This is a genomic window from Pseudoalteromonas sp. 1181_04 (assembly GCF_052850545.1).
The window spans coordinates 143,379-156,721 of record NZ_VXCS01000014.1 but is presented as its reverse complement, the minus strand read 5'-3'; the positions used below and the strand labels follow the sequence as shown (position 1 = coordinate 156,721).

Here is a 13,343-nt window from a genome sequence, read left to right as displayed (position 1 = left end):
ATATATACAGCCAGAACTGGAGCAGATCATGGCTTCTGTATTTTTAGAATCCATCCGTGACTTTATGACAACGCGTCGTTATGCCAAACGCACTATAGACACTTACCAATATTGGATAAAATTTTATATTTTATACCATGCTAAAAAACATCCAGCGCAATTGGCAGAGTCGGAGGTTGAGCAATTCTTATCTTATTTAAGTAATCAGCGTAATGTTGCAATGAAAACTCAGGCAACGGCTTTAAATGCTTTAGTATTTTTATACCGTCATATTATTCAGCGGCCGTTATCACTTGAGATGAATTTTAATAAATCACTCGTGCCACCTAAATTACCTGTAGTACTGACCCGTGAAGAAATGCAGCGTTTATTATTGGCAATGGATCCAAAGTATAAACTTATCGCTCAGTTACTTTACAGTAGTGGTCTACGTTTAATGGAAGCTGTAAGGCTACGGGTAAAAGATGTCGATTATGACTATGTCTCATTAATGATTTGGCAGGGCAAAGGCAATAAAAACCGCAGAGTAACATTAGCACTCGAACTACTGCCGTTGTTGCGCAGCCAAAGTCACTTGGTAAATGACTACTGGCAACGAGACAAACAAGCAACAGACTATGCCGGTGTCTGGCTTGCGAATGCACTAGCTAGAAAATACCCAGCGGCTCCTTATGAAATGAGCTGGCAATACTTGTTTCCTTCTGCCCAGTTAAGCATGGACCCAGAAAGTAAAAAGCTGCGACGCCACCATATTGATGAAACAACGGTTCGTAAAGCAATTAAGCAGGCAGCAAAGCTGGCAAAAATTCAAAAAAATGTTACCTGCCATACACTACGGCACTCGTTCGCTACCCACTTACTTGAATCCGGTGCAGATATACGCACCGTGCAAGAACAACTCGGCCATAGCGATGTTCGCACCACGCAAATTTATACGCATGTACTTAACAGTGGTGCCAGTGGCGTAAAAAGCCCGTTGTCGCAGCTACTTTAGGTTCTTATTATCTATTGGAATATCGCGTTTGGGGAATACAAAAAACCCGATAATAATCTTATGTGGAATTGCTGCTGTTAAAAGGGCAAAAAAATAGACCGCAGAGCACTCCCTGATTGTTTAGCTAGGGATATATATCAGCTGCCTGATCAGTCTCACGAGCGAGTCACTCAACAGGACAATGCTTATTTGTAAGCTCCTTGCTTTATATGAATTTTTCTAAAACGCGGCGTCTCTTAACCCTTAATCTTTTTGTGAATCATTGTCTTAACTTTCTAATTTAAATTTTTACGCACACAAAAACGGCATTGCCAGAGCTTTCACCCCATGGGGTTATTTTTTCGTAGTCATGTTCAAATACATGTATTTCAAAATAAGGTTTTAGGGCTTCTTTTAACTGGGCAAAACTAACAGCGACCATTGGGTGCTCGTCGTGCCATATGAATGTTTCGTCTGCTGTTGCTTTATTTATACTGAGCTTTAATGACTGTTTTTCGCCACTGCCACTGTAATTCCAACCAGAGCGGAATGTGAATAGGCTGCCCGCGTTTTCAGCGCTATGCTCTACAAATGAATCGTTATCGATGTGATTTTTATCAACAACGTTAAAGCAAAATATACCACCGGCTTTTAGTGCATGGTGTACGCTTTTAATACAGTCTGTTAATTTATTAATGCCATCGCAGTAATGGATTGAATACAAAAAGCAGGTAATTAAATCAACTTGCTCAGGGATCACAAACTCACTCATATTCTGCAATGAAAATTGCGCTTCTGGGCAACGAATGGTTGCTCTATCTAGCATGGGTTGATTTATATCAAGCCCACTACTTTGATAACCATAATCAATAAAATGACGAACATGTGGGCCCGTGCCGCACGCTAAATCAAGATGCGTATTTCCCTTATTACCAAAGATTTGCTGTAGCCTGTGAATAAAATAGCTTTGGGCTTGATAATCTATATCTGCGCACATTAAGTCATAGTAATCAGAAAGGTCTGTGTATAGAGCGTTCGCGGACATATCAGCCTAGTGGTTTGGAGTAGAGTATTTTAAGTCGCGCATAATAAACTAATTATCACCATTAACGAAGCAGATATGAAAGTAAGAGGTTTGTTGGGTTTTGTTTTACTCAACCCAACGTTCAATTTAAATGGCAAATTACTTAAAGCTTACCACTGAGCTTTACTTTAGTTTATCCCTAAATACTTATGTACTTGCACTGATAAGCGCCAGTTTTTTTCAATACAGGTTTCAATAGCCAACTTAGTTGCAGAGACTTTTTGGCTAATTGGTTGCAGGTAAACAAGCTTGGGGGTAACGCCTGTTTTTGCAAATAACTCTTCAAGCTCTACAACGTGTTTTTGCATCGCGATTGGGTGTTTTATTTCATCGGCGCGTTGCATGGCTGAAGTAAGTACGTCGTAGCCGCCACGCATATTAATTTTCGGTGATACCGTCACCCACGTTTGTGCTGGGGCTAAAATCTCAAAAGTGCCGCTGGTTTCTATTTGTGTGCTGTAGCCGTTAGCATGAAGTAATTCGCACACCGGGTTTAAGTCGTACATGCATGGCTCACCGCCGGTGATCACTACATGCTTGGCACGATAAGCACGATCGACAAACAAGTTAAATATTTGCTCAGCTGATGCGTCCGCCCAGTGATCTGAATCAGCCTTTTTCTCAACCGTGTCGTCCAGTGATACTTTATACACATTATCAACTTCCCACGTTTGCTTAGTGTCACACCAAGCGCAACCTACGGGGCAGCCTTGTAAACGTAAAAATATTGAAGGCGTGCCGGTAAAGCTCGCTTCGCCTTGAATGGTTTCAAATATTTCATTAATTTTGTACAAAAGAGTCTCACTCACTACTTGGCATTAATTACGAGCATAAACATAGTTTAAAAAATCAAAAAACACGGTCGAAAATTGTTATTTATGCCCCAGCCGTGTAGTATATCGCGCCCTGATATAAACCTCTATTAAAACTAAGAGCAAAACAGTTATGACGCAAAAAGTAGTTGTGATTTACTCCGGCGGTATGGATTCATTTACCGTATTAAATAAAGCCCTGCAGCAAGGCCGCGAGGTATATGCCCTGTCATTTGACTATGGTCAGCGTCATGTAAAAGAGCTTAAAGTTGCAGCCAGTGTGTGTGAAAAGCTTGGCGTACCGCATAAGATAGTTGATATTTCTGCGATCAATCAGTTAATTGGTGGCTCATCGTTAACTGATGATATTGATGTCCCAGAAGGCCACTACGAAGCCGAAAACATGAAAAGCACCATAGTGCCTAATCGCAACATGATTTTGCTATCACTGGCTGTGGGTTACGCTGTATCACTCAAAGCAAGCCAAGTTTATTACGGTGCTCACTCTGGGGATCATGCTATTTACCCTGATTGCCGTCCTGAATTTGTGCAAAAGATGGATGATTTATGTCGTATTGCTAATTACGACGCGGTGGAAATTTTCAGCCCGTATTTAAATGACACCAAAATTGACATTCTTACTGATGGTTTAAAAATGGGCTTGGACTACAGCCAAACGTGGACTTGCTATAATGGCCGTGAAAAAGCCTGTGGTAAATGTGGTGCCTGCCAAGAGCGCTTAGAGGCATTTAGCCTTAATAACATTACCGATCCAATCGAGTACGAATAACCCACATTAAAAAAGGCTATCATCGCGATAGCCTTTTTATTATTAACTGAAATAAGTTTACAGCCAACGTTTTACCCGAGACTTGTAATCGCTGTACCCTTGACCAAATATTTTTAATAGAGCCCGCTCCTCTGGAATAATTTGAAACCAAGTTAAGTAACAAATAAAGCCCAGCACACACAATAACGCCCACAGTGATGTTAACCACACTCCCCAACCTGCCAGTATAAAAGCAAAACCAACATACATTGGATTACGTGAAATTTTGTACACACCCGTGGTAACCAGTGCTGACGCTTGATCTGGTTTATTTGGGTTTACAGTGGTTTTTGCTAAGCGAAAACTAACCACCCCAGCAATACAAAAAATACAGCCTGTGGTGAGTAAAATAACCGCAACATAAAAAATAAATGTGGTGAAATCAATCACACTGTAATGGGCAATTACCGCCATCAGCACAGCAAAAAAAAGCACTATAATAATCGGAGGGATTTTATTATTTAGCATAGTAACTCACTGTTGTTGTTAAAATTAGTTGATGCAATTAAACACTCATCACACTGTATCGCTGATGAATATACCGCAGAGGGTCATGTTGATACAAATAAAGTTACAATTGTCAGCTTCATCATTTGCGCATTCTGGTTATACTTTACACACTATATAAAATAATAAGGAATACACCATGTCAGGAACTACTATGGTAGTCATGATCGTATTTATCTCTGTTGGGTTTGGGGTAATGTACGATATGTATAAAAAACATTTAGAGTTTAAACATCGCACACTCACCGATAATAAAGAGTCGAATAATCAAATTGCTGCTGTTAATGCTGAAATGCTTGCGTTAAAAGAGCGTGTACAAACATTAGAAGCTATCGTGACTGATCCAAGTTACAGCGTAAAACAGGAAATCAATAAACTGTAAATTTGCCGCGTTTAAAGCGCTTGCAAGTAATCTGGATATAAATGCGCGTTTTCTGGCTGCTCAATTCCATGAGCGGCTAAAAACCCACAGATCACTTGCCCGCACCCTTGTGGAGCACGAGAGCTGTCAATTTCAAAATTTAATTGATCGGCATGTTGTTTGCCAAGTTCGCATAATTGCAACGCATGCTGCGAACGCAACACAATACTCAATGCCCCGATTTGCTCTACATTAACGTTTTTACTAAAGCGCGCAAAACCTGCATATTTAAATTGCTCATTCACATAATCATTACTGATCGCTACCAACGCGGTCATCAAGCCATGCAAAAAAGCATTTGCAGATGTATCTGCGGCTAAAAAAATCACTTTTTTTGCGTTAAATTCGCTTAACTGACAGTCAGTACAATTGAGTCGCAGAGTGTAAAGTATGTGCTCATCGGCAATTTTTTGTTGTGCAATTAAAGTCAGTGCGGCTCCAGCAAATAAACATCTAGCAAGTAACTTTATGACACTTTGCGGTTGATGATCAGCAGCCATGGTTAATTGCGGGTTTTGTGCTAATAAAGGTAAATCATGATGGTTATTAAACGGCGTGCTGCTGCCCTGCTCACTATTGAGTTGAAATAGTTCTCTTACTTCGTGTTCACGGGCTATTTTTAACGCTAAAAAAGCGGTTTGGATCAATTCCGAGGTAGGTAAGTTTTCTTCCACAAACCAGCGCCGGCCAAATAATAACTTTTTTGCCTTGGTGCTGCGGTAATTATCTGGACTAAGAATGGCCACTTGTAAATAAATTTGCTCATTCTGCTTTGCGGCGAGCACCCGAAAGTGAGTTGAAAACTCAATTTTATCAAGGGTTTCGTTCACGCTTTCGAGGGTATGTTGATAACGTAAAAAATGTTGCGGCACTACCCAGCTCGCGTTACTCAATTGCACGATGGGTGCATAAGCAATTGGCTGCTCACAATTATATAGCAGCTCATTATGAGTATATTTGACTGATGTAAAGTGGTTATTTTTATCTGACATAACTAAACCAAGTAAACTCGCTAACACAAAGCGCTAAAGATGAGTTATTTACGCTGTAACGCTAGTCGATAGATCACAGTGCTGCGTTTAATTTAGCGATATTTTTTGATAATCATCGAGCACATGTTGAAAATATGTACGGTCTTTGTTCAACATCCGAGTATAGTGCGCAACTAATTGTTGCAGATACAATTCGTGCATTTGCTCAGCATTGTCCCACATCAGACTGCCAGTAACACTCAATGCAGTGTTACTGGTAAAACTTAGCTGTATCACTTCGTAAAAACGGTTGTTTTCTTGCACCAGTTGCTCTTTGATAAGTCCTAAACCTAACGCCTGTAAACCTTGTCGTAAGGTATAGGTATGATGCACCGGACAAACAATAAAACTGAGTTGTTCACGAAGCTTTTCAGGACAATTAGCAACCATTTTTTGTACTAGCCTCAGCAGTAATTCTCCACCGACTCCGGCGATAATGATCAGCTGTTTGGCTGATGGCTGCAGCTCAATTGTAGCTACATCCTGACATAATACTTGCCATTGGCAAGCTGCTTGCTGATCACTAAAACGCGTAAGCGTGTGTTCAAGCTCGTCCATTAACGTAGGCACTATATCAACAAAGTTTATTTGCTTGGCGGCTGCCCGCTTTAAAAGCGCCATACCAAGCAAACCGTGGTCACAACAACAGTCCCAAATTACATCATACGGCGCGCAGATCAACGAATCGATTGCACTGAGGCGGCTACTTAGTTTCATTTAAAGCTAAACTTGAGCCGTTTTATAGATCAATGCTTTTAAGCTACGGTCGCTATCAACATCAACAAAACCATGGGTCGGCGCTAGGCGCTCTACAAATTCAATCGCACCTTGAGTGTGTTCGTCTATCAGCGCTTTAAATGACGCTTCACTTAGCTCTGGACTGTTAGCACATAACAGCAATTGAGTATGGTCATTGAGCAGTTCAGGTAAGCGGCGCAGCACTTTTTGATAATCTTTAGTTAAAATGAAACTGCCTTTTTGAAAGCTTGGCGGATCAACAATAATTAAATCAAAAGGGCCAGCCTTTTTAAGTTTACCAAACGACTTTAATATATCGTGCGGTAAAAAGCTCACACTACGGTCAAAGCCATTAAGTTGATGATTTTGCTTACCGGTGCGCAGTACCCCTTTGTTCATATCCATGTTGATCACACTATCGGCACCGCCACGCATTGCAGCAACCGAAAAACCACAGGTATATGAAAATAAATTCAATACCTTAGCGTGTTTACTATGGGCTTGCACAAACTCCCGACCACGGCGCATATCCGGGAATATACCGGTATTTTGACGGCTCATTAAATCCACTAAAAACTCACTGTCACCTTCTTTAACACTATGCGGGCTCGGTAGTTGACCAAATAACAGTTTATTTTCAGTTTGTTGTCCGGCGCGTTGTTGAAATACCAACGAGGTGATTAATTCTTTAGCGTGTTGTTGTGCCCATTGCCAAAGCTGCTCACTTAATTGCGTTAGCGTTTGTGCGTCAACTTCGTCGTACGACACTAAAAATAAACACGGTGGGTAAAAGTCGATATTTAGATGACTCAAATGCTCGGTAGTGTGACCGCGGCCATGAAACACACGACAAAGTTCATTGTCTGCTAAGGGCGCACTTTCAAGTGCTGTAATAAGGGGCGTAAAATTATGCATTTTTAATTAACTGTTGTTGTAATTCATGGATTTCATCACGAACGGATGCGGCTTTTTCAAATTCTAAATCACTAGCGTATGCATGCATTTTGGTTTCGAGTTGCTTAATTTGCACTGCGATCTCTTTTGCACTGAGCACTTGCTTACTTTGTTTTCGGATCAGCTGTAAATTATCTTGTGGGCCGGCTCGCTCACCAACATCCATAATGTCAGTAATTTTCTTCAATAAGGCTTGTGGTTCAAGGCCATGCTTAATGTTGTAAGCGTGTTGAATATCGCGGCGACGCTGAGTTTCATCAATAGCTTTGGCCATTGATTTAGTGACTCGATCACCGTATAAAATTGCCCGACCATTTAAGTGACGAGCCGCACGACCAATGGTTTGAATTAATGCGCGAGCTGAACGTAAAAAGCCCTCTTTATCAGCATCGAGTATTGCAACTAGCGATACTTCTGGCATATCTAAACCTTCACGCAGTAAGTTAATACCCACTAACACATCAAACACCCCAGCGCGAAAATCACGAATAATTTCGACCCGTTCAACGGTATCGATATCCGAATGCAGGTAACGCACTTTTACATCATGTTCAGATAAGTAATCCGTTAAATCTTCAGCCATGCGCTTAGTAAGTGTGGTTACTAGCACGCGTTCATCAATTGCTACGCGCTTATATATCTCTGACAATAAGTCATCAACTTGAGTTGCCACTGGGCGTACTTCAATTTGTGGATCGAGTAATCCTGTGGGGCGAATAACCTGCTCGGCAATATCATCTCCACAACGTTCAAGTTCAAAATCACCCGGGGTTGCTGATACATAAATTGTTTGCGGTGCTATGGCTTCAAATTCTTCAAAGCGTAGTGGCCGGTTATCCATCGCCGACGGCATACGAAAACCGTATTCCACGAGATTTTCTTTACGGCTACGATCGCCTTTATACATAGCGCCGATTTGCGATACCGTAACGTGAGATTCGTCAATAATCATTAACGCATCTTCAGGAAGATAATCAAGCAAGGTTGGCGGTGGATCGCCCGGCGTGCGACCAGATAAATATCGGCTGTAGTTTTCGATGCCAGAGCAATAACCAAGCTCGGTCATCATTTCAATATCGTATTGTGTACGTTGTGCCACGCGTTGCTCTTCGACCAGTTTATTAGCACTGAGTAACTGCGCACGACGGTCTTTTAATTCAGCTTTAATATGCTCAACCGCATCAAGAATTTTATCTCTGGGTGTCACATAGTGCGTTTTAGGGTAGATAGTTGCGCGGACTATGTGTTTTTCAACCGCGCCGGTAAGCGGGTCAAAAATACTTAGCCGTTCTATTTCGTCATCAAACATTTCTACACGCACTGCAAAAGTGTCTGACTCAGCAGGGAATATATCCACAACTTCACCGCGAACCCGATACGTACCGCGGCTAAAATCAATGTCATTTCGCGTATATTGAATTTCGGCTAGTCGGCGCAGCATATCGCGTTGATCAACTTTTTCGCCCACTTTTAACAACAGCATCATCTTCATGTATGATTTTGGATCGCCCAAACCATATATGGCTGATACTGATGCCACTATAATTGTATCCCTACGCTCTAATAGCGCTTTGGTAGCACTTAGGCGCATCTGCTCTATGTGTTCGTTTATCGAGGCATCTTTTTCAATAAAGGTATCGCTTGCAACAACATACGCTTCTGGCTGATAGTAATCATAATACGAAACAAAATATTCAACCGCGTTGTGCGGAAAAAACTCTTTCATTTCGCCATATAACTGCGCTGCTAAGGTTTTATTATGCGCCATAATAATCGTTGGGCGATTTAAATCATTGATAATATTAGCCATGGTAAATGTTTTACCAGTACCTGTTGCCCCTAATAATGTTTGATGAGCAAGTCCGGCTTCTAACCCTTCACATAACTGCGCAATCGCGGTGGGTTGATCCCCCGCAGGTTTAAATTTAGATACCAGTTGAAAATGGTCGCTCATGCTTGGCACTCCTGTACAGCTTGGTTACTGATCATATTCAGCTCTTTGATAAACCATTTATAAGCTATTATTGCAGTAAATAAATTACCCAGCGCTGCGCCGATCAGCAAGCCTGGTAAACCGGCATATAAATTACCGACATAAGCAAATGGAATATAAAAAATAAATAATCGGATCACACTTAGAATTAATGCATTCATTGGTTTGTGTAAGGCATTGAACGATGAATTAGACAAAATAATTATCCCTTGCAAACCGTAACTTAACGGCAAGGTAAAAATAAATAATTTGATCACATCGATAACCATCTGCTCTTTACCAAACAACTCACTGATCACTCCTGAAAATGCAATGAGCAGTAAATAAATAATAAACTGCCAAATCATCACAAATTTTAATGTTGTGGTGTACGCCTCTTTAACACGGTTAAGTTTACCAGCACCAAAGTTTTGACTAATAAACGGCGGTAACGTCATCGATAAAGCTAACACCACCAGACTGGCAATTGATTCAATACGACTGCCTACGCCAAAAGCAGCAACAGCCTCAGGTCCATGATGAGCAACCATGGCAATCATCACCGCCATTGCAACTGGTGTTAACATATTTGCACCTGCCGCTGGCAAACCAATTTTAAGAATTTTTCGAATAGAGCTTAATGGGGTTTGGTTATTTGCATTTAGGCTCAGCAAGCCTTTTTTTACTGCTAGCAAATATAAAATAATGACAACGGCTACCGACCATGCGATGACGCTGGCAATCGCAGCGCCTTTAATGCCAAATGCAGGAATTGGCCCAAAGCCAAAAATCAATACTGGGTCGAGTACGGCATTGATAAGCCCCGCTCCACCCATCACTATGCTAGGTGTTTTGGTGTCACCGCTGGCACGTAACACTGAGTTACCAACCATAGGGGTAATTAAAAATACACTGCCTAAAAACCACACACTCATATACTCATGGATCAGCGGCAACACTTGCTCCCCTGCTCCCAGCAATTTAAATATCGGGGAAATAAACAGATAACCAAATAGCGATAAACATACCACCATCACCACTGCAATTAATAATGCGATGCTGGCATCAAAGCGTGCTTCTTCAATATTATTACTACCCAATGCCTTGGCAATAACCGCTGACGTACCGATACCCAAACCAATAGCTAGGCTGATCACGGTAAAGGTTACCGGAAAAGTAAAACTGACAGCAGCTAATGGCTCAGTTCCCAATAAGCTAATAAAAAATGTATCGACAATATTGAACATCATTAACGTGATCATGCCGAAAATCATCGGCACAGTCATTTTCTTCAAGGTCGGTACTATTGGATCGTTTAATAAATCGGGAGCTGAGCTGCTCTGCAAAGTTGCGCGCATGGGAATAAATAAACCTCTTTTATTAAGCGTGGTATTTTAAAGCATCAGGGCTTTTCAAGCCACGCATTTATCAAGTGATTATAAATTGATTACAAAAACGCCTAAAAAAGCATAGAAAAGTGTTCTTTTTACGTGTTTAGCGACGATTTCACTTCGAACCTCTACTAAAAACAATAAAAATACATTTTTATAACCTTTATCACAAAAACATCGCGACTGGTGCTGCATTTTTACACAAAAATTGCGCTAATCGAATCGTTACGAATAAATTTACTCATCAACGAAGCTCTTTTCAGCTTATTTTTTCAAGTCATTGTTTTAAAATGAGATAAAAAAACTGTTTTAAATGCTTGATATCCTCACAGTGCCCTAAAAATATGGCTCTGCCAACGTTCTTAAAGTTTCATAAACAGAGTTATCCACAGAAACCGTGGATAACTCTTGCAAAGCCACGTTAATAAAGGCGTGCAAAGGGACGGCTTAAACACGCTAACGGCAATGTTGGCAAATACTAACTTTAGACAATTTGAGTTAAATAGCTGTAGCCGCCGACCTAAACTGATAATTAACACGGATTTAAATGATAAACCCTTTTTTATCATTTACCCCGCGCGAAGTAGGATGATAAAAGGTGGTCAATAAAAAAGCGCCAGCTCAAAAGGCGCTTTTTGTTTCTAGTTTCCCAAACCAGATAAACAGTTCTTAAATTACATTTAAACAACCTAAAAACACTCTAAGAGCTAATATTTCCTTAATTACAAGCAATGTTAAGGCTAAATAAACAAAGAGCTTAAAATCTCATACAGTTCCAAATTCATCACGCTATGCACAAAAAATACGCAAAGCTATTAATTTAGAGACTTTTCGAAAACTATTTTATAAATTTCTTTATCACTTAGCCCTTTATTGTGGAGAGATATTATTAATTTTACAGTATCAAGATCAAAGTCTGATTCTTTAGAGGTAATTGTAAAATAAGAGCTAAGTAGTTCGTTATTATGTGTTAAAGAGCTTATAAGTTTATCTTTGTACTCATTAATAACTTTTTCATAGGCAAGATTTTCATGAATCAAACTCATATATGAGTGCTTATCAACATTGATTTTCTCACGTTCCGCGCTAAGTAATATCTTTGTATTCAAAAACGCTTGATTAACTTCAAGTTGGAAACTCGGGCTTATCCAACCAGCATAGCTGATAGCAATTAGCTGATGCCCATAAGTACCTCTATCAATGCCTGTTCTATATTGAACGATGACATCATGATTATTTTTAAGGTCATAATCTTGACCCTTTTTAGAGTTAAGGTCATTAGATAACTGTTTAACTAAGGCTTTAGCTGTTTCTTGTTCTAGCCATCTATTAGGGGCTTTGTGCTTTGCAGCACTACTAAGATTATATAACGCATTGAGACTAATATAATCGTTCTTATCTGTTGGAATATTAAACCCAGAAATTACAATGTAGCTAGACATAGAAACACTTTAAATTAATCACATATGTGTAATTATACATAGCATAAAAAAACAACTTATGCACACATTCGAGTGCATAAGTCAGAGCTAATGCCTAAGCTTCATCCCACAAATTAAGAGCACCTTTTTTGACTAATGCTTTATTCGCTTCTTTGATTTCCCTTACTTTCTTCTCATAAACCCCGTGTGTTTTAGAAAAGCCTTTTATTAAAGCAAGGGGCTCTCCATCTATTGGGGTTGCATATCTATATTTAACAATACCACCCTCTCGACTCCAAGTATCAGTATCATCTAAATCGTATTCTAAAAGTAGCGAGCCTAGTGGATGGAAAAGCTTTTTAACCGCATTACTCAAAGGGTCTGGTACACGATTACCAGACATAAAGAATGAAGGGGAATCATCGCCATCTAGAAATTCATCCCCGTAACACCAAATCGAATCATCTTGTAATATAGTCTCACATTCAGAATCAAGTGAAGCCAAAAGGTCGTTGAACTTTTCCTTGATTGGCTTTAACCCCTCAACTCCAAGACTAGAAACTTTCTCAGGGTTTCTTGATATTGCCCCCCTCATCCAACTTTCAGTCTGAGCTTTAATGGATACCTTTAGTGATTCAATTATCTCACCTCGTTGCAACTCCAATTTGTCAATTAATAGTTTAATATCTGAATTAACGTCACTCATTTTATATCCCTTTAATTAATTATATTTCAATTGCATATTTTCATTATAAAAACGCTTTGTAAACAATAAAAAAATTAATTAAATTTATGAGTATCAACTAATTTCTACACCTTGCTTCCGCAACATTCGATGTAACTCTCGTTGATTACTTATAATTTCCTGAACTCTGCGAGTGGAAAGTCCGTGCTCTAACGCTAAAGCATTAGTATTCGAGCCGTCAAAATTTTTCCATATCGCTATATTACGCAAAGGAATAGTTAATCGTGTTGGCTGCGGTAAATAATAGTCTCTGCCGCCCATATAATGACTTAAACTAAGCAATACAGCATTTACTACACTAGCCTGTTCATTCAGATTAAAGCCCTTCAATGCTTCATCAATAACACAGTGAAACGCTAGTAAATTTGCAGGCCACTTACTCATGCAAGCTGCGCGATGCTGTTCAGGTAATTCACCTAAATTAGTAGCCGATTGTTTGATGTCGATTCTTTGTGAATTTTGCAT

At 39.9% G+C, this 13,343-nt stretch carries 14 protein-coding genes; 3 read left to right on the top strand and 11 right to left on the bottom strand.

What is annotated here, in order from left to right:
* Nucleotides 1–28: 28 nt before the first annotated feature.
* Complete coding sequence (locus tag FW757_RS13575; protein ID WP_446441330.1) at nt 29–994, top strand: integron integrase; 966 nt, start codon at nt 29–31, stop codon at nt 992–994.
* Between the two features lie 280 nt (nt 995–1,274).
* Here FW757_RS13575 and FW757_RS13570 read toward each other — a convergent pair whose 3' ends face one another.
* Together FW757_RS13570 and queE are read right to left on the bottom strand one after the other, a co-directional pair.
* Nucleotides 1,275–2,018: a class I SAM-dependent DNA methyltransferase gene (locus FW757_RS13570; RefSeq protein WP_182719352.1), complete on the bottom strand. Its 744-nt coding sequence runs from the start codon at nt 2,016–2,018 to the stop codon at nt 1,275–1,277.
* A gap of 167 nt (nt 2,019–2,185) precedes the next feature.
* Nucleotides 2,186–2,851, bottom strand: coding sequence for a 7-carboxy-7-deazaguanine synthase QueE (gene queE / locus FW757_RS13565; RefSeq protein WP_145240771.1), 666 nt, complete (start codon nt 2,849–2,851; stop codon nt 2,186–2,188).
* A 127-nt stretch (nt 2,852–2,978) separates the two neighbouring features.
* Between queE and queC the strand changes: the two genes are divergently transcribed.
* On the top strand, nt 2,979–3,659 hold the full coding sequence (queC, locus tag FW757_RS13560) for a 7-cyano-7-deazaguanine synthase QueC (RefSeq protein ID WP_257326361.1): 681 nt from the start codon (nt 2,979–2,981) through the stop codon (nt 3,657–3,659).
* A 57-nt stretch (nt 3,660–3,716) separates the two neighbouring features.
* Here the strand turns inward: queC and FW757_RS13555 are convergent, their stop codons facing one another.
* Nucleotides 3,717–4,166 (bottom strand): methyltransferase family protein, encoded by a 450-nt coding sequence (locus tag FW757_RS13555; RefSeq protein ID WP_182732465.1) that lies wholly within the window; start codon nt 4,164–4,166, stop codon nt 3,717–3,719.
* A 178-nt stretch (nt 4,167–4,344) separates the two neighbouring features.
* On the opposite strand from FW757_RS13555, the gene FW757_RS13550 reads away from it, so the two are divergent.
* Nucleotides 4,345–4,587: a hypothetical protein gene (locus FW757_RS13550; protein WP_182732466.1), complete on the top strand. Its 243-nt coding sequence runs from the start codon at nt 4,345–4,347 to the stop codon at nt 4,585–4,587.
* An 11-nt stretch (nt 4,588–4,598) separates the two neighbouring features.
* Here the strand turns inward: FW757_RS13550 and FW757_RS13545 are convergent, their stop codons facing one another.
* The 8 genes from FW757_RS13545 to FW757_RS13510 form a co-directional block, all read right to left on the bottom strand.
* Nucleotides 4,599–5,618, bottom strand: coding sequence for a hypothetical protein (locus FW757_RS13545; RefSeq protein ID WP_446441328.1), 1,020 nt, complete (start codon nt 5,616–5,618; stop codon nt 4,599–4,601).
* An 87-nt stretch (nt 5,619–5,705) separates the two neighbouring features.
* Entirely contained in the window at nt 5,706–6,374 is a 669-nt protein-coding gene (locus FW757_RS13540; RefSeq protein ID WP_404699113.1) for a tRNA (adenine(22)-N(1))-methyltransferase, read from the bottom strand.
* Nucleotides 6,375–6,380: 6 nt separating this feature from the next.
* Complete coding sequence (locus FW757_RS13535) at nt 6,381–7,310, bottom strand: class I SAM-dependent methyltransferase (RefSeq protein ID WP_182758108.1); 930 nt, start codon at nt 7,308–7,310, stop codon at nt 6,381–6,383.
* Nucleotides 7,303–9,303, bottom strand: a complete 2,001-nt coding sequence (uvrB, locus tag FW757_RS13530; protein WP_145240732.1) for an excinuclease ABC subunit UvrB — start codon at nt 9,301–9,303, stop codon at nt 7,303–7,305. Before uvrB ends, FW757_RS13535 begins: the two co-directional genes overlap by 8 nt.
* Nucleotides 9,300–10,679 (bottom strand): MATE family efflux transporter, encoded by a 1,380-nt coding sequence (locus FW757_RS13525; protein ID WP_446441327.1) that lies wholly within the window; start codon nt 10,677–10,679, stop codon nt 9,300–9,302. The genes uvrB and FW757_RS13525 overlap by 4 nt, the downstream gene beginning before the upstream one ends.
* Nucleotides 10,680–11,527: 848 nt before the next feature.
* Nucleotides 11,528–12,154, bottom strand: coding sequence for a KilA-N domain-containing protein (locus tag FW757_RS13520; protein WP_446441326.1), 627 nt, complete (start codon nt 12,152–12,154; stop codon nt 11,528–11,530).
* Nucleotides 12,155–12,248: 94 nt separating this feature from the next.
* On the bottom strand, nt 12,249–12,839 hold the full coding sequence (locus FW757_RS13515; protein ID WP_446441325.1) for a hypothetical protein: 591 nt from the start codon (nt 12,837–12,839) through the stop codon (nt 12,249–12,251).
* 93 nt (nt 12,840–12,932) lie between these two features.
* Nucleotides 12,933–13,343, bottom strand: a complete 411-nt coding sequence (locus FW757_RS13510; protein WP_446441324.1) for a Mor transcription activator family protein — start codon at nt 13,341–13,343, stop codon at nt 12,933–12,935.

What these genes read in the sequence shown, in the direction of transcription:
- uvrB (WP_145240732.1), bottom strand. Translation starts at nt 9,303, where the DNA reads ATGAGCGACCATTTTCAACTGGTATCTAAATTTAAACCTGCGGGGGAT.
- FW757_RS13535 (WP_182758108.1), bottom strand. Translation starts at nt 7,310, where the DNA reads ATGCATAATTTTACGCCCCTTATTACAGCACTTGAAAGTGCGCCCTTA.
- FW757_RS13570 (WP_182719352.1), bottom strand. Translation starts at nt 2,018, where the DNA reads ATGTCCGCGAACGCTCTATACACAGACCTTTCTGATTACTATGACTTA.
- FW757_RS13510 (WP_446441324.1), bottom strand. Translation starts at nt 13,343, where the DNA reads ATGCAAAATTCACAAAGAATCGACATCAAACAATCGGCTACTAATTTA.
- FW757_RS13555 (WP_182732465.1), bottom strand. Translation starts at nt 4,166, where the DNA reads ATGCTAAATAATAAAATCCCTCCGATTATTATAGTGCTTTTTTTTGCT.
- FW757_RS13545 (WP_446441328.1), bottom strand. Translation starts at nt 5,618, where the DNA reads ATGTCAGATAAAAATAACCACTTTACATCAGTCAAATATACTCATAAT.
- FW757_RS13525 (WP_446441327.1), bottom strand. Translation starts at nt 10,679, where the DNA reads ATGCGCGCAACTTTGCAGAGCAGCTCAGCTCCCGATTTATTAAACGAT.
- FW757_RS13520 (WP_446441326.1), bottom strand. Translation starts at nt 12,154, where the DNA reads ATGTCTAGCTACATTGTAATTTCTGGGTTTAATATTCCAACAGATAAG.
- FW757_RS13575 (WP_446441330.1), top strand. Translation starts at nt 29, where the DNA reads ATGGCTTCTGTATTTTTAGAATCCATCCGTGACTTTATGACAACGCGT.
- FW757_RS13550 (WP_182732466.1), top strand. Translation starts at nt 4,345, where the DNA reads ATGTCAGGAACTACTATGGTAGTCATGATCGTATTTATCTCTGTTGGG.
- FW757_RS13540 (WP_404699113.1), bottom strand. Translation starts at nt 6,374, where the DNA reads ATGAAACTAAGTAGCCGCCTCAGTGCAATCGATTCGTTGATCTGCGCG.
- FW757_RS13515 (WP_446441325.1), bottom strand. Translation starts at nt 12,839, where the DNA reads ATGAGTGACGTTAATTCAGATATTAAACTATTAATTGACAAATTGGAG.